Raw genomic sequence first — 25,893 nt, 5'->3', positions numbered from 1 at the left:
CACTGGGCATAAGTGTACAGAAAATGGCCGGCCCGGCGCTTGATGAAGGAAAAACGACAGCCGGGGTCGGGAACTGACAGGTTCCGGCAGGCGGGTTTGGCACAGTGGGTGGCGATCAGCACTCAGGAAACGCGGACCCAGGGGAGGGTGGCATGGCAGAGACAGGCGCACGAAAACGGCGGGGCGGGGGCAGGGCAGGCGCGGCAGCCCGGCGCGGCAGTGCCGTGCTGGAGCAGATGCCCTGGCAGGTTCCGGTCAACATCGACCGGCCGACAGAACCCCTGAGCGAAGAGGGCATTCAGGCGATCCACGAGGGCGCAATGCGCATCCTGGAAGAGATCGGCGTGGTGTTCCTGAACCCAGAGGCGCTGGGGATCTTCAAAGAGGCGGGTGTCAAGGTCGAGGGCGAACTGGTCAGAATGGACCGTGATTTCGTCATGGAGATGGTGGGCAAGGCGCCGCGGGAATTCTCTATCACCCCGCGCAACCCGGACCGGACAATCCCCCTGGGCGGCAACCATATCCTGTTCGGAAACGTGTCCTCGCCGCCGAATTACTGGGATATGGAGCTGAACCGGAAGGTGGCGGGCAACCGGGAGCAGTGCCGCAACCTGCTGAAGCTGACGCAGTACTTCAATTGCATCCACTTTGCCGGCGGCTACCCGGTGGAGCCGGTGGATATCCACGCCTCGGTCCGGCATCTGGATGTGCTCTATGACAAGCTGACGCTCACCGACAAGGCGATGCATGCCTATTCCCTGGGCAAGGAGCGGGTCGAGGACGTGATGGAGATGGTGCGGATTGCCGGCGGGCTCAGCCATGACGAATTCGACGCCACGCCGCATATGTACACCAACATCAACTCCACCTCGCCGCTGAAGCACGACTTCCCGATGATCGACGGCTGCCTGCGGCTGGCGCGGCGCGGCCAGGCGATTGTGGTGTCGCCCTTTACCCTGGCCGGTGCGATGGCGCCGGTGACCATGGCCGGAGCAGTGGCGCAGTCGATTGCCGAAAGCCTCTGTGCGATTGCGCTGTTTCAGTATGTGCGCCCGGGCACGCCTTGCGTAATCGGCACCTTTACCTCCAACGTTGACATGAAGTCAGGGGCGCCGGCGTTCGGCACGCCGGAGTACATGCGGTCAACCCAGATGACCGGGCAGATGGCGCGGTTTTATGGCCTGCCGATGCGCTCCTCCGGGGTCTGCGCTGCCAATGTGCCGGACGGTCAGGCGGTTTGGGAAACCTCGAATTCGCTGTGGGCGGCGGTGCAATCGGGCACCAACATGGTGTACCACGCGGCCGGCTGGCTGGAAGGCGGCCTGATCGCCAGCCCTGAGAAGTTCATCATGGACTGCGAAATCCTGCAGCAGATCGAACGCTACATGCAGCCGCAAATCTCTGCGACCGGGCCGGAGGAAATTGCCCTGGATGCGATCCGGGAAGTCGGCAATGACGGTCACTTCTTTGGCATTCAGCATACCCAGGACCGCTATGCCACGGCGTTTTACCAGCCCTTCCTGAGCGACTGGCGCAACTACGAGGCCTGGGAACAGGCTGGCGCCACCTGGACCGCTGAACGGGCGCACAAGATGTTCAAGGAGATCATCGGCTCCTTCGAGGAGCCGCCAATGGATGACGGTATCCGCAGCGAGCTGGCCGATTTTGTCGCCCGCCGCAAAGCGGAAGGCGGCGCCCCCACAGATTTTTGATTTGTCCGAAAGGCGGGAAAAGCGGAGGCGGGCCTCCGCTTTTTTTGTTTCCGGAGGCAGCGGCGGAGGATCGCCGCCGGTTCGGTGCCGGTGCGCGCTGCCGGCTTGCCTCAGCGGGCGTGACGGTCCACTAGGGGGTGGAGCATAAGGGAGCGTCAGCGGCACTGGTGCTGTCTGGGTCTTCAGCAGGATATGGCTAGGGGCCGGGTGCATGCGCTGGGGGGCTGGTTTCGCGTTTAGGTTAAGTAAGGCGGCGGAATTGCACGCAAATTTATCCGCAAATTTGTTTTGTTGGGCCTTTCTTAACCTGCAGGCGTCAAAACTGCAGCATAGGCAAAGAGGGGCCATTGAATGCACGGTCTGATCAACAGGGCGATTCAGGCTTTTGTGACAAGTACTTACGGTGCGGACCGGTGGGAAGAGGTCATGGAAGAAACGGGGCTCGGATTTACCGAGTTCGAAGCCATGCTTTTTTACACCGAAGAGCAGTCCGGCCAAATGCTGTCAGCAATGGAAAAGGTGCTGGCACGTCCGTTGCCGGAAATGCTGGAGGATATGGGCACATTCCTGGTGTCAAATCCCCAGGTGGAGGCCTTGCGCAGGCTGTTGCGGTTTGGCGGTGTCAATTACGTCGAATTCCTGCATTCCCTGGATGATCTGCCGGACCGGGCCCGGCTGGCGGTGTCGGATTTGCATCTGCCGGGATTGGAGCTTCTGGAGCAGGCGCCTGACCAGTTCGCACTGGTCTGCCAGCCGGGGCTGCCTGGCTATGCGCACGTCCTGATGGGGGTGCTGCGGGCGATGGCAGACGATTATGGGGATCTTGTATTTCTGGATCACCATGGCACGCAGGATGATGCCGAGTTAATCTCGATCACGCTTGTGGAAACAAAATTTGCTGCAGGCCGCGAGTTTGATTTAGGGGCGCATTCGTTATGATGACACTCCAGCAGCTGACCGGAATGGCGGGTGTGATTTGTCCGATGTACGCCATCGTTGACGGCAAGGGCCGGATCGTGTCCGCCGGACCGACGCTGAAGAAGCTCCGGCCGCAGCTTGACTGGGAGGGGCGGCGGTTCTTCCGGGTGTTCGACCTGTCCCGGCCGCGGTCGGTGCGCTCAGTCGAAGATCTGCTGCGCACCGCGGGCAGCAAGCTGCATTTGCAATTCCGCGACGCCCCGCAGACCGGCCTTAAAGGGGTTTGCACGCCGCTGCCCGAAGGGCAGGGGGCGTTCATCAACCTGTCCTTCGGCATCTCTGTGCTGGAGGCGGTTCGGGATTATGACCTGACCAGTGCGGATTTTTCGCCGACGGACCTGACCATCGAAATGCTCTATCTGGTGGAAGCAAAGTCCGCCGCGATGGAGGCTTCGCGCCAGCTGAACCTGCGCCTGCAGGGGGCTAAGATCGCTGCTGAGGAACAGGCCTTCACCGACACGCTGACGGGCCTGAAGAACCGCCGGGCAATGAACCATGTACTGGGGCGGCTGATCAGCAGCGGCCGTGAATTCGCGCTGATGCACCTGGACTTGGACTTCTTCAAGCAGGTCAATGACACGCTGGGCCATGCGGCCGGCGATGCGGTTCTGCAGCACGCTGCCCGGATGATGGTGGAATGCACCCGCCAGTCGGACACGGTGGCCCGTGTGGGCGGCGACGAGTTCGTGATGATCCTTGAGGGGGTGCTGGACACCGTGAGGCTTGCCGCAATTGCCAAGCGGCTGATTCAGCGGCTGGAGGAGCCTGTGCCTTTTGGCGGCCGGACCTGCCGGATTTCCGCAAGTGCCGGCACCACGCTGTCCACATGGCAGAAAGTCCCCGACGCCCAGCAGCTGCTCAATCAGGCGGACTTGGCGCTTTATGCCGCCAAGCGTGCCGGCCGGGCACAGCATTGCTTCTACCGCGAGGGTATGGAGAAGGCGGACGGCGAGGCGGGCGCGCCGGCAGCATCTTAATCACCGGACCACAACAGACTGCCGGTGCGGGCCAGAGCGCGCGCCGCAGCTGAAATTTTGTGCGGGCTTCGCTGGTGAGTTTTCTTGCAGCAGCCGGCAGTCGCAGCATGGTCAAGACAGGCCATGACCCCCATGCCGCAGGCCTGGAGCTTATGCCTGATACCCGGCTGCGCCATCAGCGTTTTTATCTGGGTGGGAAGAAGTGGCAGCCCGTAGGGGAATCGAACCCCTCTTTCCAGGTTGAAAACCTGGCGTCCTAACCGATAGACGAACGGGCCACTCTGTCTGTGAGGCGGTGTTTACTGATTGCGCCGCACGGGCGCAAGAGAATTTTTGCAGAAATGCGAAGTTTTTCAACCTGCCCGCTGCACGCGTTAATGTGTTGTTATAAAACGAAAAAATCACGCCAGATCGGCGTGTTTCCGGGATTGTCTGGAATGGCAAAAGTGGCAGCCCGTAGGGGAATCGAACCCCTCTTTCCAGGTTGAAAACCTGGCGTCCTAACCGATAGACGAACGGGCCACTCTGTGCGTGAGCGGGTGTTTAGTTGTAAGCGGCGAAACCCGCAAGCGAAAAAATACGCCTTTGTGGATTTTCTTATCCACAGGAAGCAAGCCATTGAAAAATCAGGCTTCGGCAGCATCTTCCAGGCGCAGTTGCGGGCTTTGGCGGCCGCCCCAGGTGTTGATTTCCAGCCGCCCGGCGAAATGAAAGCGCGCGCCGCCGTGTTCCAGCAGCCGCGGCCCCAGCGCGGTATCGAAGGCGCCAAAGCAGATCGCGTCGACGCCGCCGCCCATGCCGTCGCTGAGGGAGAGCTTCAAGTGGCTTTCACCCACTTTCTTGGCAAAACGCACCTGCAGGTCCGGCAGCGCATAGCGCGGCGCTGGGGCGCCGGCGCCAAAGGGGCCGGCCTGCTCGATCTGCTCAATCAGGTCCACGCTGGCAGCCCCCGGCATCAAGGCGCCGTCGAGCTTCAGATCGGCCGGGCCGCCCTGGCCTGCGCCCTGTTTGGCCAGCAGTTCGGTCAGCCGCGCCATGGCCGGTTCCAGCTTGTCCCGCATCACGGTGAGGCCGGCAGCCATCTTGTGGCCGCCGCCCTTGACCAGCAGGCCTTCGGCAGCCAGGCGCTGGATCGAGGCGCCAAGGTCGACACCGGACACAGACCTGCCGGAGCCTTTGCCCTCTTCGCCGTCAAAACCGATCACGATGGCGGGCCGGTTGGCGGCGTCCTTCAGGCGCGAGGCGACGATGCCAACAACGCCGGGGTGCCAGCCCGCGCCCGCGGCCCAGACCAGCGGTGCCTCCAGGCCGCGCTCTTCCGCCTGCTCAAGCGCGGCGGCGCGCACTGCGCTTTCGATGTCGCGGCGGTCGGTGTTCAGCTCATCCAGCCGTTCCGCCAGGGCGGCGGCCTCATGCGGGTCGCTGGTGGACAAGAGCCGTGCGCCAAGGTCGGCCTTGCCGATGCGGCCGCCGGCATTGACCCGCGGCCCCAAAAGAAACCCGAGGTGGTAGGTGGAGGGCGCCGAATCCATGCGGGAAACATCTGACAAAGCCACCAGGCCGGGGCGTTTGCGCGCGCCCATCACTTTCAGCCCCTGGCGCACCAGCGCCCGGTTGGCACCAATCAGAGGCGCGACATCCGCGACGGTGGCCAGGGCCACCAGGTCCAGCAGGGCCATCAGGTCCGGACCTTTGGCGCCACCCTCGCGCAGCTGCCGGCCTGCCTCGACCAGCATCAGGAACACCACGCCGGCGGCACAGAAATACCCGAGATCGCCGCTTTCGTCCTGCCGGTTGGGGTTCACCACCGCCACGCAATCCGGCAGCGTTTCGCCGCCCAGGTGGTGGTCCAGCACGATCACATCGGCGCCTTTTGCGGCGGCGATGGGTTCGTGGCTGAGGGTGCCGCAATCGACGCAGATGATCAGGTCGTGGGCGCGGGCAAGCTCCTGCATGGCTGGCACGTTGGGGCCATAGCCTTCGTCAATGCGGTCGGGGATGTAAAGCGTGGCCTCCAGCCCCATCTGCCGCAGCCAGACCAGGAGCAGCGCTGCCGAACTGCCGCCGTCGACGTCGTAATCGGCAAAAACGGCAATCCGCTGCCTGCGCCGCACCGCTTCCAGGAAACGCACGGCGGCGGCTTCCATGTCCTTCATCTCGCGCGGGTCCGGCAGCAGCTCTTTCAGCTTCGGCTCCAGGAAACCCTTGGCCTCCATTGCAGGCACGCCGCGCCGGGCCAGCACCTGGCAGACAGAACGGGGCAGGCCGGTCTGCTGCGCCATCATCTCGGACGCGCGGTCCACCTCAACCCCGGGGCCAACCCAGCGGCGGCCGGTCAAGGACTGCTCAACACCCAAAAAGCTCATGCGTATCCCTCAAGTGCAAAGGCCGGACCCAATCGGATCCGGCCCTTCTTCTGGCTCTAAATATCCCCGCCGGAGGCTGCGGCGCAAGCCGCTTCCCGGCCCTGGGCCGGTTTACTTCTGATGCGGTTCCAGCGGCGTGCGGTAGGACATACGGCGCACCGAGCCGGTCTTGGAGCGCATCAGGAGGGTGGTGGTTTCAACCCAGCCCGGAGTACGCTTAATGGCGGGCAGCAGCGAACCGCCGGTCACGCCGGTTGCGGCGAAGATCACGTCCTGGGTGACCATTTCGTCGCGGGAATAGATCCGGTCCAGATCGGTGATGCCGGCCTTGGCGGCGCGGGCCTTTTCGTCGTCGTTGCGGAACAGCAGACGGCCGAAAATCTGGCCGCCCATGCATTTCAGCGCGGCTGCCGCCAGCACGCCCTCTGGCGCGCCGCCCTGGCCCATGTACATGTCGATGCCGGTCACATCGCTTTCGGCGCAATGCATGACGCCGGCCACGTCGCCGTCGGTGATCAGGCGGATGGCGGCGCCGGTTTCACGCACTTCCGCGATCATCGCCTCGTGGCGCGGGCGTTCCAGGATGCAGACGGTGATGTCGGACGGCGCGCAGCCCTTGGCCTTGGCCAGCGCCTCGACGCGTTCCCGCGGGGACATGTCCAGCGAGACCACACCGTCAGCGTAACCCGGGCCGATCGCCAGCTTATCCATATAGGTATCCGGCGCGTGCAGCATGGAACCGCGAGGGCCCATGGCGATCACGGTCAGCGCGTTCGGCATGTCCTTGGCAGTGAGGGTGGTGCCTTCCAGCGGGTCCAGCGCGATGTCAACGCCGGGGCCGTTGCCGGTGCCGACTTCCTCGCCGATGTACAGCATTGGCGCCTCGTCGCGCTCGCCTTCGCCGATCACCACCACGCCTGCGATATCCAGCAGGTTCAGCTGCTCGCGCATGGCGTTGACCGCAGCTTGGTCAGCGGCTTTCTCGTCACCCCGGCCGATCAGCGAGGCAGAGGCAAGTGCTGCCTGCTCGGCAACGCGGGCGAGGCCCAGCGACAGCATGCGGTCATGAAAGGGCGCGTCAGAGGTGTTCGATGTCATACCGGAAATCCTGTCTCAACGGGTCAGATGTAAATGGGCGTTTCAAGCCGAATAGCGCGTGGCGGGGCAGGCTCGCAAGGGGCGATAGGGGCTGCCGCGGCAGGAAAGCCCGGCTGCAGCCCCCAAAATTGCCGATTTCCGCCGGATTGCGCCCGGCTCAGACCTCTTCGATGCGCAGCGCGACCGGAGTGCCATCGACAACGTCAGTGGCGGTGAGGCCTTCCAGCGCCACGTCCAGGGTGGCGCGGGTGCACTTGTGAGTGACAAACAACACCGGCGCCACTGGTGCCTTGTGGCTGTACTGGCGCATCCGGTCGATTGACACACCGGCCTCGCCCAGAATGGCGGCGACCTTGGCGAGTGCGCCGGGTTTGTCCAGCAGTCCCATGCGCAGGTAAAATGGCGCGGGCAGACCTGTCTGGGCGGCGGGCACATCCTGCAGGGAGGTGGCAGGCTGGCCGAAAGTGGCAATGCGCAGGCCGCGCGCAAGGTCCAGAATGTCGCCCATCACCGCGCTGGCAGTGGGGCCTTCGCCAGCGCCGGGGCCGCGCAGAACCACTTGCTCGATGGCGTCGCCCTCTATCACCACCATGTTGGTGCCGCCTTCCAGCTGGCCAAGGGGGGAATCGTCGGGCACCAGGCAGGGCGACATGCGCTGTTCCAGCCCGCGGGCGGTGCGCTGCGCCACGCCCAGGAGCTTGATGCGGTAGCCCATGTCGGCGGCGGCGCGAATGTCGTCCAACTGGATGCGCTGGATGCCTTCCAGTTCCACGTTGTCGAAGGCCGGTTTGGTGCCGAAGGCGATGGAGGCCAGCAGCGCCAGCTTGTGGCCCGCGTCGATGCCGCCGACATCAAGGTTCGGGTCGGCTTCCAGATAGCCCAGGCGGCCGCATTCCTCGAACAGGGCGTTGTAGCCCTGGCCGGTGGCCTCCATCTGGGTCAGGATGTAGTTGCAAGTGCCGTTCATCACCCCCATGACGCGGGTGATTTCATTGCCTGCCAGACCTTCGGTCAGGGATTTGATCACCGGGATGCCGCCGGCAACGGCGGCCTCGAAGCGGATCACCCGGCCGGCAGCCTCGGCCTGTTCCGCCAGTTCCTGGCCGTGGATGGCCAGCAACGCCTTGTTGGCGGTGACCACGTCCTTGCCGGCGGCCAGTGCAGCTTCGGTTGCGGCCTTGGCGGCACCGTTATGGCCGCCCATCAGTTCGACAAACACATCAACGTCATCGCGCACGGCCAGCGCAACCGGATCGGTCTCCCAGGCGTAATCCCTGAGCGGTACGCCGCGGTCCTTGTCCGGGTCGCGGGCCGATACGGCAGAGATCACGACAGGGCGTCCGGTCCGCGCCTCCAGCAGCGCGGCGTGGCGGCGGATGATCTTCACCACGCCGATGCCGACGGTGCCCAAGCCTGCGATCCCTAGGCGAAGCGGTTCTGTCATGGCTTGAGGTCCTTTGTCCGTAACTTGTCCGCCCCGCCTTAGCGGGTTCGGCGCAAGCGTGCAACGCCGCTGCGGAACAAGGCGCAGCGGTGCGGGCAGGAATGCCGCGGAGGGGTCAGAGTTCGGCGTTTTTGATGGCTTCGGCGCGGCGTTTCAGGCGCTCGCTGCGGGCATCAAGCTCATCCTGCAGATCCTGGCTGGCCTGCTGCGGCGGATCCAGCGGTTCCAGCGCGTCATCCAGCGGCAGCAGGGCAGGGTAGTCCGCGCCGCGCAGGTCCGGTGTTAGCCGGTCCTCTAGCTCAGGCACGCGGGTGCAGGCGGCGGCTGCCGCCACAGCCAGAAAAAATGCGATCCGTGTCCAAAACTGCATTGCCCAAACCCCATGCTCTGCTGGACCGGTTTTAGGAGGTCCGGCGGGCTGGCACAATTGAATTCCCGCAGCTATTGGGGGATGGTCCTGCAACCGAGGAGCTATGGATGTGCGAAGCAGGCCCATTCGCTCTTTTTTCTGAACAACTGTTCAGTTATTGTCGGGCCATGGCACGCACCCAAGGTTCTCATTCCGATATCACCGGCCCCCGCATCCGCGAGGCGGCCCTGCGGCTGTTTGCGCAGCATGGCTATGCCGCGGTTTCGATGCGCCAGATCGCCAAGGAGGTCGGGGTGCAGGCGGGCGCGCTTTACAATTACACGCCAGACAAGCAGAGCCTGCTGTTCAACCTGATGTCCGGCCATATGGCAGAGCTGCAGGCGGCCTGGGACGCGGTGCCGCAGGCGGACAGCGCCCTGGAGCGGCTGCGCGCCTTCACCGGCTTTCACATCCGCTTTCACCTGGAGCGCCCGGATGCGGTGTTCATCGCCTATATGGAACTGCGCAACCTGACGGAGGAGAACTTCACCGTCATCGAATCGCTGCGCCGGGATTACGAGAACGGTGTGGAAGGGATTCTGAAGCAAGGTGTGGAGCAGGGCGTATTCGCTATTCCCGACACCAAGATTGCAACGCTGGCGGTGATTGCCATGCTGAACGGGGTCAACACGTGGTACCGCTCAGAGGGGCGGCTGTCTCTGGATGAGGTGGAGCGGGTCTATTGGGGCATGGTGGAGAAGGCGGTCAGCACATGAGCTTGCTGGACCTGAAGGCCGGCCGCCTGAGGGCCGCCCCCTGGCAGGACTTGACGGCAGCGGAACTGGCGGGCCTGTTTGCGCCGAAGGTGGTGCAATGGCTGCCGGACGGGTTTCAGACACAAGGCAGCGATCAGAGCCGCCGCGACTTCCTGACGGCTGTGTCGCAGCAGGCCGAAGTGGCGGCCCTGTGCAATACGTCAGGGGAGGGCATCGGGCTGATCATCCTGTCCCTCCCGGAAGAAGGCAGCGACACCCGGAGCCTGGGTTACCTTTTTGCCGAACGTGCTTGGGGGCAGGGGCTGGCCAGCGAGCTGATCGGCGGTTTGCAGGCGCATTTCCGCGGCAGCGGCGTCACCTTGTCCGGCGGTGTCATGCAGGAAAACGCGGCATCGGCCCGGGTGTTGCAAAAAGCCGGTTTTACGCCGGAGCCTGCGGGGGCAGAGACCGTGTACAGCTGGTTTACCGGCATCTGACGGTCAGCTCAGCAGTCCGATCATGTCGTAGTGGTCGATCTGGCGGCTCAGCACCATCGGGTCCTCTTCGGGCAGCACATGCGGCTGCTCCCAGTCCTCGCCGGCAAAGGCCTGCAGCGCCTCAACGCTTTCCCAGACCATCACCACGCAGAAAGTGGCCGGCGACTCCGGCCGCGGCAGTCCGGCGGTGACTGAAACCAGCCCCGGCTGGCGGCGCACATGCGGTACTGCGGTATCGGTCAGAAAGGTCTGGAAGTCCTGGATCTTGTCGTCGCGGACGGTGGCACGGAAAACGCGGATAATCATCACTCCCCCCATCGGTCATTGGACAGGGGGAGTATAGCACATCGGGAATGCGTTTGGCGGGCCGATGCGGTCAGTGCGCGGGCTTGATGCGCCGCGCACAGGGAAAAGTGGGCACCGGTTTTCCCGGTCAGTGCGCGGGCTTGATGAATGTGCCGTTGCGCAGGTCGCGGAAGGCCTGGTGCAGTTCCGCCTGCGTGTTCATCACGATCGGCCCGTGCCAGGCCACCGGCTCGTTGATCGGCGCGCCGGAGATCAGCAGGAAGCGCACGCCCGCAGGGCCTGCCTGCACGGTGATCTCATCGCCGGTGCCAAAGCGGATCAGGGTGCGGTCGCCGGACAGGTCGCGGATGTTGACCTCCTGGCCTGCGACCTCCTTCTCCAGCAGCACACCTTGCGGGGCTGAGGCATCGGCAAAGGCTGCCTCGCCGTCGAATACATAGGCAAAGGCCCGGCGGTAGGTGTCGATGGGCAGGGTTTTCCTGACACCGGCTGGGACGTAAACATCCAGATACTGCGGATCGGCGGCAATACCGTCCACCAGCCCGCGCTTGCCCCAGAAGCCGCCGGCGATCACCTTTACCCGGGTGCCGTCGTCGTCGATGATTTCGGGAATTTCGGTGCCTTTGATGTCCTGGTAACGCGGCGCGGTCATCTTCTGGCTGGAGGGCAGGTTGCCCCACAGCTGGAAGCCGTGCATCTGGCCCTTGGCATTGCCCGCGGGCATCTCCTGGTGCAGGATACCGGAACCGGCGGTCATCCACTGCACGTCGCCTGCGCCAAGGGTGCCTTCATTGCCCAGCGAGTCGCCGTGTTCGACGGTGCCTTCCAGCACGTAGGTGATGGTCTCAATGCCGCGATGCGGGTGCCAGGGGAAGCCGCGCAGGTAGTCCTCCGGGTTGTTATTTCGGAAGTCGTCGAACAGCAGGAACGGGTCCAGTTCCGACGGGTCCTGAAAGCCGAAAGCGCGGTGCAGCTTGACGCCGGCGCCCTCAGTATGGGGCTGCGCAGGGCGGGTTTCGAGGATGGGTCTGAGGGACATTTGCCTGCCTCCTTTGAACGGTGTGTGCCGTTAAGTTAGAAGGTGCGCAGCCCCACTGAAACGGGCCGCAGGCCACGCGTCCTGTGCGAAAACGCACAACTCGCTCCGCAGCCCGCAGGGCTGCCCGGCCCAACGGGGCGCGGTGCCGGAGGCGCCAAGGACGGGCGGGAGCCTCTGCGCTGTTCAATCCTGCCCGGAAGAGGATGCAGCCCACCAGTCCGATGGCTTTCTTCGCGCGCCGTGCTTCCCCGCCAGCCGAAGCGCCAGTTTGCGCAGCGGGCCAAGCGCCAGCTTCAGCCACAGGCGGTTGCGGCGTTTGGAATAATCGCGGTTGAACGGGCAGACCCGCATGCAGATGGCGCAATCCGAAGTCATTTTGGCCCAGAAAGAGAAACATTTCTCTGCATCAGAGGTCCATTTTTTGACGCCTTTGATGGCCGAGACATTGGCGGTCTCTGCCGAAGGCGGCCCGTAGGGCAGGGCCTTGACCGGGCAGGCATCAGCGCATTTGGTGCAGATATCGCAGAAGGCCCTAATCCCGAGCGGCCGCGGGGTGTCATGCGCCAGCGGCAGATTGGTGAAGATCTTGGAAAATCTGAGGCGCGGCCCGAATTCCGGCGTGATCACCATCTGGTTGCGGGCGTATTCGCCCAGACCTGCCTTCACGGCGTAGGGGATCACCAGCCCGGTGTCATTCATCGACGGCACCGCCTCATAACCCAAGTTGCGGATATAGGCGGCGAGCTGCATCACGATCGAGGCCTCATGGCTGTACTCCCGCCCCGTCGCTGCGCCGGCCAGGGCGGAGGGGTAGGTGGCAACCAGTTCCTTGTCCATTTCATGGCCCAGCACGATCACGCTGGTCAGCCCTTCTGGCAAATCGTGCGGCGCCTCTGACATATCGCGGGCATCGACGCGGGCGGTGTAGAGCCAGCGCTCGTCCAGATCAGTGATGCCGCAGAGATTGGCACCGAAGAATTTTGCAATGCGTTTCACCTCGGCGGACATCTTTGCGGGATTGTCAATCTCCATCGCATCCTTGGCCACCGGTGTGTCCGGGCGGATGGCGGCCTGGAACCCCTCGCGGATGCCGTCGGGCGCGCGGCGGGAGGAAATCACGTCGGAAATCAGCCAGGACGCGTTGCGCAGAGCAAAGTCGCGCTGGGTGAAGCCGTCGCCGCGCCGCGGTGCGGCTTCCATCCTGTAGGAGGAGAAGAATTTCTCTGTGTGCCTGGATTTCACCCGGTCATCCCAGAAGGCGCGGGTGAAGATGTCATTGCGTTGCGAGAACCGCTCGAAACCGTCGGTGACTTCGATCCCGGCGGCTGCGTCGCCGTTGCGCTGGGGCGGGGTGTTCTGAGGCCAGGGCATGCGGGGACGCTAACCTCCTGCTGTGTTTCCGGCAAGGGCCGCGGTGCAGGCCCTTAACAGAACAAAGAGACGACCCAGTCGCGCACCATGGCGGCTTCGGCACTGTTGGGGGCTTCGCCTGCGGCGGGCATCAGGTAGTGGCCCTGGCCCATTGGGATCTCTGCCCCCGCCACAGGTGCCAGCCGGCCCAGCGACAGGGGCAGCTCAGCATAGCGGCGCATCAGCATGGCCACGCCGGCGCCGGAGGCTGCCATCTCGATCGCCGCCAGCGATGTGTCGACATAGAGCGGCGCGGAGCGGTTCTTGAGCGGCACGCCCTCCTGCTCCGATAGGCGCAGCCAATGGTCCTGGTAGCCGTGGATGTGAATGAGGGTCTGCTGGAGCAACTGGTCGACTGAGTGCAGCTGTGCTGCAAGCTGCGGTTGGGCTACGGGGATGACGCTTTCGGTTGCCAGCAGATGCGCGCGGCGGTCGAACCAGCCTGAGGGCCCGAGCCGCAGGTCGATATCCACATCCCCATCCTGGGTGCTGTCGGCCCAGACAGCAGAGATCAGCCGGATGCGGATATGCGGGTGGGCCGCATGGAAGGCCCCCAGCCGCGGCGCCACCCACAGGACCGCGGTGGAAACCGGTGCCCGCAGGGTCACTGTCCGGGTCTGTGCATGCCCCAGCAGGCCGCGGGTGGAATAGGCAATATCGGTCAGCGCCTGCGCGACCGAGGGGTAGTAGGCGTGGCCCAGTTGCGTCAGTTCCAGATGCCGGGCGCGGCGGATGAACAGGGTGATGCCAAAGCTCTTTTCCAGGCTGCGGACCTGGTGGCTGACGGCGGCCTGGGTGAGGCCCAGCTCCTCCGCGGCAGCGGTGAAGCTTTGCAGGCGGGCGGCGGCCTCAAAGGCGCGCAGCCAGACGAGGTTGGGCAGGTCGGACATTGTGTTGCAAATATTTATGGGTCTAGGTCGCGTTATTATTCGTTTTTGTTTTATCAGAGGTCAAGCTAGCCATTTGTCAAACGATCACCCCGGGAGGAGAAACGGGACATGAAAACGGATATGAAGATCGGATTTATCGGCCTTGGGAACGTTGGCGGCAAGCTGGCGGGCAGCCTGGTGCGCAACGGGTTGGATGTGGCGGTGCATGATCTCGACGCTGCGCTGGTCGGAAAATTCGTGGCGCGCGGCGCTAAGGCGGGCGGCAGCCCGGCGCAGATGATGCAGGATTGCGACGCGGTGATCACTTGCCTGCCCAGCCCGGCGGCTTCGGACGCGGTGGTGACCGAAATGCTGCCGCATGTGAAATCCGGCAAGGTCTGGATGGAAATGTCCACCACCGACGTGGCGGAGGTGAAACGCTTAGGCGCCTTGATTGCAGAACGCGGCGGCGAGGCGGTGGACTGCCCGGTCTCCGGCGGCTGCCATCGGGCCGACACCGGCAATATCTCCATCTATGCCGGCTGCGAGCGCGCGACCTTCGACCGCATCCTGCCGATCCTGACCACCATGGGCCGCCGCATCCTGCATGTGGGTGAGATCGGCAATTCCTCGACCCTGAAGGTGATGACCAACTACCTGGCCAACCTGAACCTGCTGGCAGTCATGGAAGCGCTGACGGTCATGAAGGCCTGCGGCATGGATCTGGGCATGACATTCGAGGCGATCTCGATGTCCTCGGGCACCTCCTTTGCGCATGAGACCGAAAGCCAGCTGATCCTGTCCGGCTCGCGCGATGTGAATTTCACCATGGATCTGGTGATGAAGGACATCGGTCTGTTCCAGACCCTGGCCGACCGCCACAATGTGCCGCTGGAGCTGTCGCCGCTGATGATCGAGATGATGAAAGACGGCCAGCGCCGCTATGGCGAGCGGGCGCAGTCGGACCGGATGATCGAGCGGCTGGAAGAAGCCACCGGCCTGTCGATCACCGCACCGGGTTTCCCGCAGGAATTGATTGACGATGAGCCGGAGGAACCCGGGTACGAGGTAGCCGTGCGCCGCGCAGCTGCTGAGTAAGTTTCCCCAAAACGGCACGGCTGCATTCAGCCCCCGGTGCGCCGGGGGCTGTTTTCTTGTGCCGATCCGGTCTATGCCCGGCAGGGCAGCAAAACGCAAAGGGGAGCAGCGAATGAGCAAGGACATTCTGGCCACGATTGAGGCCTCAGCCAGCCGGCGTGTGATGGGGACGGCGATGCTGGGAATGACCGGCTGCCTGCTTGTCTATGTCGCCTTTGCCGCGCCGCCGTCGCCCGCCTGGCTGGTGTTTCTGGTCGCAGTTGGTGCTGCCGCGCTGTGGCTGGCAGTGCGAATGTGGCAGGCAACTGTCCACCGGATTGAGCTTACGGCGGAGGAACTGCGCTGCTCGGACGGGCAGGTGATCGCGCGGGTGGCAGAAATCGAAGCCATTGACCGGGGCTTCTTTGCCTTCAAACCCTCAAACGGGTTCCTGATCCGTACCGCCACGCAGGGCAGCCGGGCCTGGATGCCGGGGCTATGGTGGCGGTCCGGCCGCCGGATCGGTATTGGCGGGGTGACGCCGGGGTCGCAGGGCAAGGCGATGTCCGAAATTCTGGCCGCAATGCTGATGCAGCGCGGCCAAGAAGGCTAAAGGCGGGACCTCAATCGGTGCCTTCTCCGCCATCATTATGGTCGCCGCCGCCTGAAGAACTGCCCTCAAACGCAACCAATGGGGCAAAGCGCGGGCGGGTGAAGATGAAGTTATCAATGTCGAACGTCGGCAGGCCGATTTTGAAAGCCGGTTCCATCTTGTTAAAAGTTTCAACCAGAATGACACGTTCCTGGTCCGGCATGTCCGGCAGTTTTTCCTTTACGGAGTTTATCGTCGCATCCGTCCAGGTTGTCGTTGATGTGCCGCGGACTTCGGACCAGTCGACATAGTACTTATCGTCATCGTTGTCCCAGTGCACCACCGACACCCGCAGCCCCAGCTGTGAGTCCTGACGGATCAGCAGCTTGGTCATTTCGTACATGCTGTCCAGGTAATCGTCATTGATTGCCGTAGTTTCGCGCGAGATCAGGTCAGAGACCGTGTAAGCGGCCTTGAGGTTCACGCTGTCCCGGCGAAATCCGTCAAACAGAGTGTACATTGTCAAAAACGAGGTCACCAGCAACGGCGCGTAGAGCGCGAACTCGATAGTGACGCTGCCCCGGGTGTCCTTGGCAAAGCTGCGGGCGGATCCGGGCAGCTGCCGGGACGGAAGGCGGAAGAGTAGAGACAGCATGGTGTTACCTCGGTTCCTGGACGAAGGCGGATGTCGCAACCAGGTTGATGCGGCCATCACCGTCTTTGTTCAGATCTTTACCCAATCCCCAGGTTGGGAAGATCGGTTTGAACGTCATGCAGGCACGGACCAGCATCAGATCGTTGGATTGGCCGTGTTCGAATTTTCGCACAGGCTTAGGATCTTCGATGCTGTCTATGCAGTCCGGATCAGGGTCGACGGGTGCCCAATTGAATGGATCAATCTGCACCATCTCCAGCCTGAGGGACGATTCACATTCGTCAATGAACCCGGAGAGCGTGCAAATTTCGTCCCGGATCGTCTCATGGTCCTTGTTGGCGCCTGTGTTCAGGCGGACGCCGCGCACCGATTGGTCCAAGGCACGTTCCAGCTGTGAGTGACGGAGATTGATCATGCCCAATTCGACGGTGGACATCAGGGTCACCATGAAGAAGGGGAAAACGACAACCCATTCAACAGTGAAGCTGCCATCTTCGCGCTGCCGGAACCGGCGCAGGGCATTTTTGATTGAATGTATCATTGGGTCAGCCTCAGCTGGCGGATGGAGGTCGCGATCGAGGCAAAGGCATCGCTGATCTCCAGCCCCTGCACGTCAAAGTAATGGGAGTCTGAACTGGCGCAGTCCTGGAGCACCGCAACACCGTTGCTGGGGGCCTCAAAGCCGATGGTGTAGACGATGACACCCTGATCTTTCGCCGCTTGGCAAATATTGCGGGTGCGGCTGTTCTTGGTCGAGTTGCCGTAGTAGTCGTAAACGCCGTAGTACCACGTGGATTTTGCGGAGTTCATCCAATCGCCGTAGAGGCTGTAGTACAGGTACTTCAGGGATGTGTAAGCAAAGAGGTCGGAGTACGCTAGGCGTGCGACAGTGCCGGATTCCTGTTTCCAGCTACAGCTGTCGCAATTGCGATACCACTCCGACCCGGTGCCAAACGGATGATCTTCCCATCGGGCGCCGTAGGGCAAATGCCAATAGTACTGACCGTTGGACGGATTGAGTGTGGAGTATACTTCGGTTCCCTCATCCGTGGTCGTGAACCAGACGTTGGATTCACCTTCCCGGTGATCGCTCTCGATGTAGTACTGAGAGGTGTTCTGCCCGTCGGTCATCAAAACGATGACCTTGACCGTGTCTGTATCGGAGTACGCCGACGGACGGGCGGAAAAGTTATTGGGCACGTCGCCGTTCGCACTCAGCGCGCTGATAGCGGGACGGGCGGATGGGTCAAGCAGGGTGGTGCCCCATTTCATGCCGATGTCGATAGAGGTGTTGCCGCCGCCCCAAAGGTCGTCAATGAAATTTTTGAGCTCGGTCGCGTCTTTTTGAAACAGCAGGATTTCCCGTTTTGGGTCATCCTCGCAAACCGGGGTGCTGACCAGCCGGGGCGAACTATAATATGTCCTGTTGTCCCGGGTTCTGCTGTCCCACGGCGTGAAGTGCATGGTGCCTTCCAGCTCCGCAGTCAGCGACAGTGACGTGGATTGAAAGTGTGATCCAGAAAAATTGACGCAACGCGAATAGATCGTGCCGCCGGGAGTCGAAATGTTGTACTGGTCGTAAAGTTCCTCTGGCAGCGAGACCTGGGTCGCGTAAGGCACAATAGAGATCGACATTTTGCCGTCAGTGGTATTGGCCACCATGGTGTCGACAAAATCCTTGGCTGCAACTTTCAGGTTGGTCAGCCGGTTGTTGCGGGTCATAGAGCCGGACACGTCCAGCACCAGAGAGATTTCCACCCCGTCAATGCTTTCTTCCGCGCGCGAAGTGGCCAAGAGCGGGATATCGATTTCGCTAGGTTTGTCTTTGCCGCTGGCTGCAAGTCCGGGCGCACCGGAAAGGCCGACGGCGAACTTCAGCCAGCCATCGGGGAATTTGGAGTCGATTGTGGCTTGCACCTTTTTGAAGCCAAGCCCGGTCTCCCACCAGGGGGTCTGGTAATGCTCCGCCAGTCCCGATTTGGAGAGATAGTCCAAGACCACCGCATCCGGACTTTTTTGCTGATCAAGGTCCGCCGCAGCCAGAACTGCGCGGTCGAGCGTGTACTGCAGATGCGTCCGGTCGCGTTCCAGCCGCATCAGATCGACCGCGATGCCGCCAATGGAAAGCATGGCAAGGAGGGTAAGCAGCGCCTGATTGGCGAGCACGCCGTCCTCTTCCCTGAGGAACCCCTTTACCTTTGCAAAACATCGCCGCATCAGCGGATTGGCAAGTGCGGTGGAACTTTTGTGACGCTTACTCATCTGAATACCCCCCATGCCGGCTTAGGAACGGGTCAGCACGGCTGTCGCAGCGGAATTTACACTTATTAATGCTTGGTAAAGGTGGCGGAATTGGGGCGGGATTGGGCCTGAAAATCTCCAATTGCCAGCGAATGGTTTTCAGTGGCCGGGGCTTTCCGGTGTTGTCTCGCAGCTGGGGACAATCGCCATTCAGAATGAAAACGAATCGCACACCGGCTTCTAAGTTACGAATCTTTTTGGCCGGAAAGGGTCAAAAAGGTCGCACTCCCCCAGCAACTCTGCATAGAGTGATGGGGCCATCGGCAGCGAGTCGATGTTTGAGCACGGAGAAATTTTTTATGAGCAGCCGCACAGAGCCGAGCTTCCGCGAGAGCGTGGACCTGATGTTTAACCGGGCAGTAAAGCTAATGGACCTGCCGCCGGGGCTGGAGGAGAAGATCCGGGTTTGCAACGCGACTTATACGGTGCGGTTCGGTGTGCGCCTGCGCGGCGCAATGCATACGTTCACTGGCTACCGTTCGGTGCATTCGGAGCATATGGAGCCTGTGAAGGGCGGCATCCGCTATGCCACGGGTGTGAACCAGGACGAGGTGGAGGCGCTGGCGGCGCTGATGACCTACAAATGCGCCCTGGTGGAGGCCCCGTTCGGCGGATCCAAAGGCGGTTTGTGCATCGATCCGCGCGAATACGAGGAACATGAGCTGGAGCTGATCACCCGCCGCTTTGCCTATGAGCTGGCCAAGCGCGACCTGATCAACCCGTCGCAGAACGTGCCTGCGCCCGACATGGGCACCGGCGAGCGCGAGATGGCCTGGATCGCCGATCAGTATGCGCGGATGAACACCACCGACATCAACGCCAAAGCCTGCGTCACCGGCAAACCGCTCAACGCGGGCGGCATCTCGGGCCGGGTCGAAGCGACCGGCCGCGGCGTGCAATACGCCCTGCGCGAGTTCTTCCGCTATGAAGAGGATAAGGCCGCTGCAGGGCTTTCCGGGAAACTGGACGGCAAGCGGATTATTGTTCAGGGCCTTGGCAACGTGGGCTACCACGCTGCCAAGTTCCTGTCCGAAGAAGACGGCGCGCGCATCACCGGTATCATTGAGCGCGATGGCGGTCTGTACAGCGCCGACGGGCTCGACGTGGAGGCGGTGCGCAACTGGATTGTCAAGCACGGCGGTGTGGCGGGTTACCCGGATGCGCAGTTCGTTGAGGACGGCAGCCAGCTGCTGGAAGAAGAATGCGAGATCCTGATCCCGGCTGCGCTGGAAGGGGTAATCAACCTGTCCAATGCCGAACGCGTCAAGGCGCCGCTGATCATTGAGGCCGCAAACGGCCCTGTTACAGCCGGCGCGGACGAGGTCCTGCGCAAGAAGGGCTGCGTGATCATTCCGGACATGTATGCCAACGCGGGCGGTGTGACCGTTTCCTACTTTGAGTGGGTGAAGAACCTCAGCCATATCCGGTTCGGCCGCATGCAGCGCCGCCAGGAAGAGGCGCGCCACCAGCTGGTGATCGACGAACTGCAGCGTCTGGATGACGTGATGGGGAATACCTGGTCGATGTCGCCGGACTTCAAGGACAAGTACCTGAAGGGCGCGGGCGAGCTGGAGCTGGTGCGCTCCGGTCTGGATGACACCATGCGGGCGGCTTACCAGTCGATGCGCGAAGTCTGGCACAGCCGGGACGATGTGACCGACCTGCGCACCGCGGCCTATCTGGTGTCCATCGACAAGGTTGCCAAGAGCTATCACGCCAAGGGTCTCTGACGGGCTAAAAGGCGCAAATCAATTGCCGGGGCGGAGAGGAAACTCTCTGCCCCGTTTTTTTGCCGCTGGTCCACAAAGCGTCGTCTGCCGTCGCAATCAGCACTAGACACAAGTGATCAGTTGGTGTGATGTGCGGCAAAGCCGTGCTGAAGTGCCGCAAAACGGGCCTTGGGGCTAGGAGCAGCACGCGAAAGCGGGTAGCAATGCCGCCAAGGCCCGGACCAGATTTTCCCGGGCAGCGGAAGTGATTTGACGGGGAGGGATGACATGCGGTTTTCGGGCTGGCGTGTGCTTCGGGAGGGGCTCACCGGAAACAAGGGGTGGAAGCCTCATTGGCGGGATCCTGAACCCAAATCCGAATATGACGTGGTAATCATCGGTGGTGGCGGCCACGGGCTGGCAACCGCTTATTACCTGGCCAAGGAGCATGGCATCACCAATGTTGCGGTGCTGGAAAAGGGCTACCTTGGCGGCGGCAATGTCGGGCGCAATACCACCATTGTCCGGGCGAATTATTACCTGCCTGGCAATTCGGAGTTCTATTCCCATTCCTTGCGGCTCTGGGAAGGGATGGAGCAGGACCTGAACTACAATGCGATGATGTCCCAGCGCGGCATTCTCAACCTGTTTCACAACGACGGCCAGCGCGACGCCGCCGTGCGCCGGGGCAATTCCATCGTCAACCAGGGGGATGACGCCGAAATTCTGAGCCGCGAGCGGGTGCGCGAGCTGGCACCTTTTCTGAATTTCGACAGCAACCGTTTCCCGATCATGGGCGGGCTGATGCAGCGCCGGGCGGGCACCGCGCGGCACGACGCGGTGGCCTGGGGCTATGCCCGAGCTGCCGACATGCGCGGGGTGGACCTGATCCAGAACTGCGAAGTGACGGGCATCGACGTCGAGAACGGCAAGGTCGTGGGAGTGCAGACCGCGCGCGGTCCGATCCGCGCCAGGAAAGTGGCACTGGCGGCCGCGGGCCGCTCTGGCCAGGTGGCGGCAATGGCAGGGCTGACGCTGCCAATTGAAAGCCATGTGCTGCAGGCCTTCGTCTCCGAAGGGTTGAAGCCGATTGTCGACCATGTGATCACCTTTGCCGAAGGGCATCTTTATATCAGCCAGTCGGACAAAGGCGGCATGGTGTTTGGCAGCTACCTGGATTTCTACAGCTCTTACGCTGCGCGGGGCAATCTGCCGATGGTGGAGCATACGATGGAAACCTTCGTGGCGATGGTTCCGGCGCTCAGCAAGGCGCGGCTGTTGCGCAGCTGGGGCGGTATCATGGATATGACGCCGGACGGTTCGCCCATCATCGACCATTCGCCGGTTGATGGCCTCTACCTGAACTGCGGCTGGTGTTACGGCGGCTTCAAGGCGACGCCGGGATCGGGCAGCGTCTATGCGCATCTGATCGCCACCGGCCGGCCGCACGGGGCTGCCACGAAGTTCAAGCTCGACCGCTTCCGCAGCGGCGTTGGCCTGATGGATGAGGAGGGGACCGGTGCGCAGCATAACCTGCATTGATTTGGCCTCTGCCGCGGCGGGGGGCGCTGCCCCCTCGGCCGTGCGGCCTCACCCCCGGAGTATTTTCAGCAAGATGAAAGGGCGCTGGTCATGAGGATCACTTGTCCGCTCTGCGGCGAAAGGGACCGCCGCGAATTCTACTACAAAGGTGCTGCGCTGGTGCGCCCGGCCGAAGGCGCGGATCTGGATGCCTGGCATGAATATGTGAACCTGCGGGAGAACCCCGCTGGGCCGCTGGATGAGCTCTGGTATCACGAAATGGGCTGCAATTCCTGGCTGAAGGTCACCCGCGATACCGCGACGCATGAAGTGTTGGCGGTGCAGCTGGCATCCGAAGCCGGATTGGGAGGGAAAAAATGAGACTTCCCGGGAAAGGTTTGAATCAGGGCGCGAAACCGATCACCTTTGCCTTCAATGGCCGCCACATGATGGGGCTGGAGGGCGACACGCTGGCGGCTGCGCTATTGGCAAATGACCTGCATCTGGTGGGGCGGTCGTTCAAGTACCATCGCCCGCGCGGGGTGCTGACCGCTGGCAGTGAAGAGCCGAACGCGCTGGTGGCCATCGGCACCGGCGGCCAGCAGGACCCGAACGTGCGCGCCACCCAGCAGGAGCTGTTCGAGGGGCTGGAGGCGCGCAGCCAGAACTGCTGGCCCTCGGTCGAGCGCGACGTGATGGCAGTGAACGACCTGGCGGCGCCGTTCTTTGGTGCCGGGTTTTATTACAAGACCTTCATGTGGCCGGCAGCGTTCTGGGAAAAGATCTATGAGCCGCTGATCCGCAATGCCGCTGGCCTTGGCGCGCTGTCGGGGGAGGCGGATCAGGACCGCTATGAGAAAGCCTTTGCCTTCTGCGACGTGCTCGTGATTGGTTCGGGGCCTGCCGGGCTGATGGCGGCGCTGACTGCAGGGCGGGCCGGGGCGGATGTGATCCTGGCAGAGGAAGACAGCCGCATGGGCGGCCGCCTGCTGGCGGAGCGCGAAGAAATCGGCGGCAAGCCGGGCCATGCCTGGGCGGCAGAGGTGCTGGCCGAGCTTGAGGCGATGGACAACGTGCGGCTGATGACCCGCACCGCCGTCACCGGCGCTTACGACCAGGGCACCTACGGCGCGCTGGAACGGGTCTCGCACCATCTGCCGCGGCGGCATTCGCTGAAGGGCAGCCACCTGCCGCGCGAATGCTTCTGGCGGATTGCGGCCAAACACGCGGTGCTGGCGGCGGGTGCGATCGAGCGTCCGGTCGCGTTCCGCAACAACGACCGGCCCGGCATCATGATGGCCGGTGCCGTGCGCGCCTATCTGAACCGCTGGGGCGTGGCGCCGGGCGAGCGGGTCACCGTCTTTGCCAACAACGATCAGGCGCACCGGACCGCGCGAGACCTGCATGACGCAGGGGTGCACATTGCAGCGGTGATCGACAGCCGCCACGAGGCACCGGATGGCGGCCCCTTCCAGGTGATCAGAGGCGCGCAGGTTTGCGGCTCTGCGGGCCGTCAGCGGCTGGAGAGCATCACCGTGCGTTCGGTCAAGGGTGAGGAAAAGATCCAGACCGACTGCCTGGCGATGTCCGGCGGCTGGAATCCGTCCGTGCATCTGACCTGTCATTTGAACAGCCGCCCGGTTTGGAAGCGTGAGGCGCTGGCCTTTGTGCCTGCCGAGGGGGCCGTGCCGGGCATGGTCACGGCGGGTGCCTGCAACGGCACATTCTCTACCGCCGGTGCGTTGCGTGAAGGCGCAGATGCTGCGGCCCAGGTGCTGGAGGCGCTGGGCCTGAAATCTTCTGCCGCTGGTTTGCCGGATGCCGAAGACGATCCTTACCGCATCGCCGCGCTGTGGGCGGTGCCGGGCAAGGGCCGCGCGTGGCTGGATTTCCAGAACGACGTGACGGTCAAGGACGTGAAGCAGGCGGCCACCGAAAATTTCCGCTCGGTTGAGCATATGAAGCGCTATACCACGCAAGGCATGGCGACCGATCAGGGCAAGAACTCCAACGTTGCCGCGCTGGCGGTGCTGGCGGATGCCACCGGACGGACGATTCCGGAGACCGGCACCACCACCTTCCGCCCGCCGTTCGTGCCGGTATCGCTGGGTGCGATGGGGGCGGGGGCTACGGATGAGGGCTTCAAGCCGCAGCGCTTCCTGACCTCGCATGGCGAGAGCGACACCCGCGGGGCGCATCAGCTGGAGGTTGGACTGTGGTACCGCGCCGCCTATTTCCCGAAACAGGGCGAGACCAATTGGCGCCAGTCCTGCGACCGGGAGGTCACACTGGTACGCAATGCGGTGGGCATCTGCGATGTCTCCACCTTGGGTAAGATCGACATCCAAGGGCCGGACGCGGGAAAATTCCTCGACTTCCTTTACACCAACACCTTCAGCACGCTGAAGACCGGCAAGGTCCGCTATGGTCTGATGCTGCGCGAGGATGGCTTTGTCATGGACGATGGCACCACCGCGCAGCTGGGCGAAAACCACTTCGTCATGACCACTACCACCGCCGCCGCGGGGCAGGTGATGGCGCATATGGAATATGTCAGCCAGGTGCTTCGTCCTGAATGGGACGTGCGGTTTACCTCGGTGACGGAGCAATGGGCGCAGTTTGCCGTGGCCGGGCCAAAATCAAGGGAGCTGCTGAACGGGCTGATCGGCGAAGATGTGAATGGTGAAACCTGGCCGTTCATGGGCTGTGGCGAGGCGACTGTGCTGGGCGTTAAGGGGCGGCTGTTCCGGATCTCCTTCTCGGGCGAGCATGCCTATGAGGTGGCGGTGCCTGCGCGCTATGGCGAAAGCCTCTACCGCGAGCTGCTGAAGCGCGCCGAGGCGATGGGCGGCGGCGCCTATGGCATGGAGGCGCTGAACGTGCTGCGGATCGAGAAGGGGCTGATCACGCATGCCGAGATCAACGGCACCGTGACCGCGTTTGACCTTGGCCTGCAGGGGATGATGTCCAAGAAGAAAGACTTCCTGGGCAAACCCATGTCCGCCCGCGAGGGCCTGATGGCCGAGGACCGGATGCGTCTGGTGGGGTTGAAACCCGTGGGCGCTGCCAAGGAGATCACCGCCGGTGCGCATCTGTTCACGCCGGGGGATCCGGTGGAGCGGATCTATGATCAGGGCTATGTGACCTCCGCGGGCTATTCGCCGGCTCTGGGGCACCCGATTGGCCTGGCTTTCCTGAAGGAAGGGCCGGAGCGGATCGGCGAGACTGTGCGCCTGGTCGATCATATGCGCGGTGTTGATACCCTGTGCGAGGTTGTTTCGCCTGTGTTCTTTGACCCCGAAGGAGACCGTGCCCGTGGCTGAACTGATTGCAAAAACCCCCTGTGACGGACTGCTGCCGGTAACGATCGGCGGCATGAGCCTGACTGAGGAGCATCCTGGTGCGATGTGGGTGGTGGCGCCCTTCAAGGGGCAGGAGAAGGCGCTGAGCAAGGCCTTGGAAGCGGCCCATGGCATGGCGTTCCCGGCGGCAAACCGGGCAACCGGCAAGGCAGGCAGCCGCGCGGTTTGGTTTGGCCGCGATATGGCATTGCTGATGGGGCCGGAGCCTGACGCCAAACTGGCAAAGCACGCCGCGTTGACGGATCAGAGCGACGCCTGGGCGGTGGTGCGGTTGGACGGGCAGGGCGCTGAGGACGTGCTGGCGCGGCTGGTGCCGGTGGATTTGCGCCCCCAGGTTTTCAAACGCGGCCATACCGCGCGCACGGAGCTTAAGCACATGATGGCGTCGGTCACCCGCATTGGTCCGCAGGCGTTCCAGATCATGGTGTTCCGCTCGATGGCGAAAACGCTTGTGCATGATTTGAAAACAGCCATGGAAGCCGTCGCGGCGCGGGGGTAACCTGCGGGGATCACCAACTGATTCCCGGAGCGCATCTATGATCCGCATCGCCCTTGCAGCCGCCTTGCTGGCGGCGCCGGCCTATGCTTCTGAAACTAAAGAGGAAAGCTGTAAATACCAGGGCCAGGTTATGGCCGCAGTGCAGCAGGCGCGGCTGGACCGGGTAAAGCAGGAAGAGGTGGAGCAGGTGATTCTGGACAGCGATCCGGAATGGCCTGATGCCTATTCCAATGCGATCCCGCAACTGGCAAGCCACGTCTATGCGATGAAGCGCCGCGACCTGAAGAGCGCCGACCTGGGCGCGCTGTTCGAACAGCAGTGCCTGCAGAACTGGGATCAGATCCAGGCGATGCAGAAACAGCTGAAGTCGAACTGAT

24 protein-coding genes and 2 tRNA genes are annotated in these 25,893 nt (G+C 62.8%); 13 read left to right on the top strand and 13 right to left on the bottom strand.

From position 1 onward, the window contains the following. Nucleotides 1-152: 152 nt before the first annotated feature. The 3 genes from AC5STB_RS00925 to AC5STB_RS00915 all read left to right on the top strand — a co-directional run bounded on the left by AC5STB_RS00925 (nucleotide 153) and on the right by AC5STB_RS00915 (nucleotide 3,667). A complete protein-coding gene (locus tag AC5STB_RS00925; protein ID WP_495441100.1) occupies nucleotides 153-1,712 on the top strand; it encodes a trimethylamine methyltransferase family protein in 1,560 nt (519 codons plus the stop codon). Nucleotides 1,713-2,063: 351 nt separating this feature from the next. Then, nucleotides 2,064-2,651 (top strand): heme NO-binding domain-containing protein, encoded by a 588-nt coding sequence (locus AC5STB_RS00920; protein ID WP_495441099.1) that lies wholly within the window; start codon nucleotides 2,064-2,066, stop codon nucleotides 2,649-2,651. After that, a complete protein-coding gene (locus AC5STB_RS00915; protein ID WP_495441098.1) occupies nucleotides 2,648-3,667 on the top strand; it encodes a diguanylate cyclase domain-containing protein in 1,020 nt (339 codons plus the stop codon). The genes AC5STB_RS00920 and AC5STB_RS00915 overlap by 4 nt, the downstream gene beginning before the upstream one ends. 203 nt (nucleotides 3,668-3,870) lie before the next feature. Here AC5STB_RS00915 and AC5STB_RS00910 read toward each other — a convergent pair. From AC5STB_RS00910 to AC5STB_RS00885, 6 genes are all read right to left on the bottom strand, one after another. Further along, nucleotides 3,871-3,945 (bottom strand) — tRNA-Glu (locus AC5STB_RS00910). A 169-nt stretch (nucleotides 3,946-4,114) separates the two neighbouring features. Next, nucleotides 4,115-4,189 (bottom strand) — tRNA-Glu (locus AC5STB_RS00905). A gap of 104 nt (nucleotides 4,190-4,293) precedes the next feature. Next, on the bottom strand, nucleotides 4,294-6,033 hold the full coding sequence (gene recJ, locus AC5STB_RS00900; RefSeq protein WP_495441097.1) for a single-stranded-DNA-specific exonuclease RecJ: 1,740 nt from the start codon (nucleotides 6,031-6,033) through the stop codon (nucleotides 4,294-4,296). Between the two features lie 111 nt (nucleotides 6,034-6,144). Continuing rightward, nucleotides 6,145-7,131, bottom strand: a complete 987-nt coding sequence (gene glpX / locus AC5STB_RS00895; protein WP_495441096.1) for a class II fructose-bisphosphatase — start codon at nucleotides 7,129-7,131, stop codon at nucleotides 6,145-6,147. Between the two features lie 157 nt (nucleotides 7,132-7,288). Next, nucleotides 7,289-8,575, bottom strand: coding sequence for a homoserine dehydrogenase (locus AC5STB_RS00890; RefSeq protein WP_495441095.1), 1,287 nt, complete (start codon nucleotides 8,573-8,575; stop codon nucleotides 7,289-7,291). 115 nt (nucleotides 8,576-8,690) lie between these two features. Then, entirely contained in the window at nucleotides 8,691-8,945 is a 255-nt protein-coding gene (locus tag AC5STB_RS00885) for a hypothetical protein (RefSeq protein ID WP_495441094.1), read from the bottom strand. 167 nt (nucleotides 8,946-9,112) lie between these two features. On the opposite strand from AC5STB_RS00885, the gene AC5STB_RS00880 reads away from it, so the two are divergent. Both AC5STB_RS00880 and AC5STB_RS00875 read left to right on the top strand, forming a co-directional pair. Further along, complete coding sequence (locus AC5STB_RS00880; RefSeq protein ID WP_495441093.1) at nucleotides 9,113-9,700, top strand: TetR/AcrR family transcriptional regulator; 588 nt, start codon at nucleotides 9,113-9,115, stop codon at nucleotides 9,698-9,700. Continuing rightward, on the top strand, nucleotides 9,697-10,176 hold the full coding sequence (locus AC5STB_RS00875) for a GNAT family N-acetyltransferase (protein ID WP_495441092.1): 480 nt from the start codon (nucleotides 9,697-9,699) through the stop codon (nucleotides 10,174-10,176). Before AC5STB_RS00880 ends, AC5STB_RS00875 begins: the two co-directional genes overlap by 4 nt. A gap of 3 nt (nucleotides 10,177-10,179) precedes the next feature. On the opposite strand, the gene AC5STB_RS00870 is transcribed toward AC5STB_RS00875, so the two are convergent. From AC5STB_RS00870 to AC5STB_RS00855, 4 genes are all read right to left on the bottom strand, one after another. Then, nucleotides 10,180-10,482, bottom strand: a complete 303-nt coding sequence (locus AC5STB_RS00870; RefSeq protein WP_495441090.1) for an antibiotic biosynthesis monooxygenase family protein — start codon at nucleotides 10,480-10,482, stop codon at nucleotides 10,180-10,182. Nucleotides 10,483-10,609: 127 nt separating this feature from the next. Beyond that, nucleotides 10,610-11,521 carry a pirin family protein gene (locus AC5STB_RS00865; RefSeq protein WP_495441089.1) on the bottom strand — a complete coding sequence of 304 codons (912 nt, stop codon included), beginning with the start codon at nucleotides 11,519-11,521 and terminating at the stop codon, nucleotides 10,610-10,612. A 183-nt stretch (nucleotides 11,522-11,704) separates the two neighbouring features. After that, a complete protein-coding gene (locus AC5STB_RS00860; protein ID WP_495441088.1) occupies nucleotides 11,705-12,892 on the bottom strand; it encodes a reductive dehalogenase in 1,188 nt (395 codons plus the stop codon). 53 nt (nucleotides 12,893-12,945) lie between these two features. Beyond that, entirely contained in the window at nucleotides 12,946-13,821 is an 876-nt protein-coding gene (locus AC5STB_RS00855) for a LysR substrate-binding domain-containing protein (RefSeq protein WP_495441087.1), read from the bottom strand. Nucleotides 13,822-13,941: 120 nt separating this feature from the next. On the opposite strand from AC5STB_RS00855, the gene AC5STB_RS00850 reads away from it, so the two are divergent. Together AC5STB_RS00850 and AC5STB_RS00845 are read left to right on the top strand one after the other, a co-directional pair. Next, nucleotides 13,942-14,898 carry an NAD(P)-dependent oxidoreductase gene (locus AC5STB_RS00850; RefSeq protein WP_495444548.1) on the top strand — a complete coding sequence of 319 codons (957 nt, stop codon included), beginning with the start codon at nucleotides 13,942-13,944 and terminating at the stop codon, nucleotides 14,896-14,898. A gap of 112 nt (nucleotides 14,899-15,010) precedes the next feature. Then, complete coding sequence (locus AC5STB_RS00845; protein WP_495441086.1) at nucleotides 15,011-15,490, top strand: hypothetical protein; 480 nt, start codon at nucleotides 15,011-15,013, stop codon at nucleotides 15,488-15,490. 10 nt (nucleotides 15,491-15,500) lie between these two features. Here the strand turns inward: AC5STB_RS00845 and AC5STB_RS00840 are convergent, their stop codons facing one another. The 3 genes from AC5STB_RS00840 to AC5STB_RS00830 are packed head-to-tail and all read right to left on the bottom strand — an operon-like array spanning nucleotide 15,501 to nucleotide 18,386. Beyond that, a complete protein-coding gene (locus AC5STB_RS00840) occupies nucleotides 15,501-16,124 on the bottom strand; it encodes a TadE/TadG family type IV pilus assembly protein (RefSeq protein WP_495441085.1) in 624 nt (207 codons plus the stop codon). Between the two features lie 4 nt (nucleotides 16,125-16,128). Continuing rightward, on the bottom strand, nucleotides 16,129-16,665 hold the full coding sequence (locus AC5STB_RS00835) for a TadE/TadG family type IV pilus assembly protein (protein WP_495441084.1): 537 nt from the start codon (nucleotides 16,663-16,665) through the stop codon (nucleotides 16,129-16,131). Continuing rightward, entirely contained in the window at nucleotides 16,662-18,386 is a 1,725-nt protein-coding gene (locus tag AC5STB_RS00830) for a pilus assembly protein TadG-related protein (RefSeq protein ID WP_495441083.1), read from the bottom strand. Before AC5STB_RS00830 ends, AC5STB_RS00835 begins: the two co-directional genes overlap by 4 nt. Before the next feature lie 338 nt (nucleotides 18,387-18,724). Between AC5STB_RS00830 and AC5STB_RS00825 the strand changes: the two genes are divergently transcribed. The 6 genes from AC5STB_RS00825 (at nucleotide 18,725) to AC5STB_RS00800 (ending at nucleotide 25,892) form a co-directional block, all read left to right on the top strand. Further along, on the top strand, nucleotides 18,725-20,155 hold the full coding sequence (locus AC5STB_RS00825; protein WP_495441082.1) for a Glu/Leu/Phe/Val family dehydrogenase: 1,431 nt from the start codon (nucleotides 18,725-18,727) through the stop codon (nucleotides 20,153-20,155). Between the two features lie 267 nt (nucleotides 20,156-20,422). Then, nucleotides 20,423-21,676, top strand: coding sequence for a sarcosine oxidase subunit beta family protein (locus tag AC5STB_RS00820; protein WP_495441081.1), 1,254 nt, complete (start codon nucleotides 20,423-20,425; stop codon nucleotides 21,674-21,676). A 90-nt stretch (nucleotides 21,677-21,766) separates the two neighbouring features. Then, nucleotides 21,767-22,036 (top strand): sarcosine oxidase subunit delta, encoded by a 270-nt coding sequence (locus tag AC5STB_RS00815; RefSeq protein WP_495441079.1) that lies wholly within the window; start codon nucleotides 21,767-21,769, stop codon nucleotides 22,034-22,036. Continuing rightward, complete coding sequence (locus AC5STB_RS00810; protein WP_495441077.1) at nucleotides 22,033-24,978, top strand: sarcosine oxidase subunit alpha family protein; 2,946 nt, start codon at nucleotides 22,033-22,035, stop codon at nucleotides 24,976-24,978. The genes AC5STB_RS00815 and AC5STB_RS00810 overlap by 4 nt, the downstream gene beginning before the upstream one ends. Next, entirely contained in the window at nucleotides 24,971-25,516 is a 546-nt protein-coding gene (locus tag AC5STB_RS00805) for a sarcosine oxidase subunit gamma (RefSeq protein ID WP_495441076.1), read from the top strand. The genes AC5STB_RS00810 and AC5STB_RS00805 overlap by 8 nt, the downstream gene beginning before the upstream one ends. Nucleotides 25,517-25,553: 37 nt before the next feature. Beyond that, complete coding sequence (locus AC5STB_RS00800; protein ID WP_495441075.1) at nucleotides 25,554-25,892, top strand: hypothetical protein; 339 nt, start codon at nucleotides 25,554-25,556, stop codon at nucleotides 25,890-25,892. The last annotated feature ends 1 nt before the right edge of the window (nucleotide 25,893 follow it).

This window comes from Leisingera sp. CC-HEC093 (assembly GCF_059429195.1).
The sequence above is the reverse complement of the archived record's forward strand: the minus strand, read 5'-3'. Positions and strand labels throughout refer to the sequence as shown.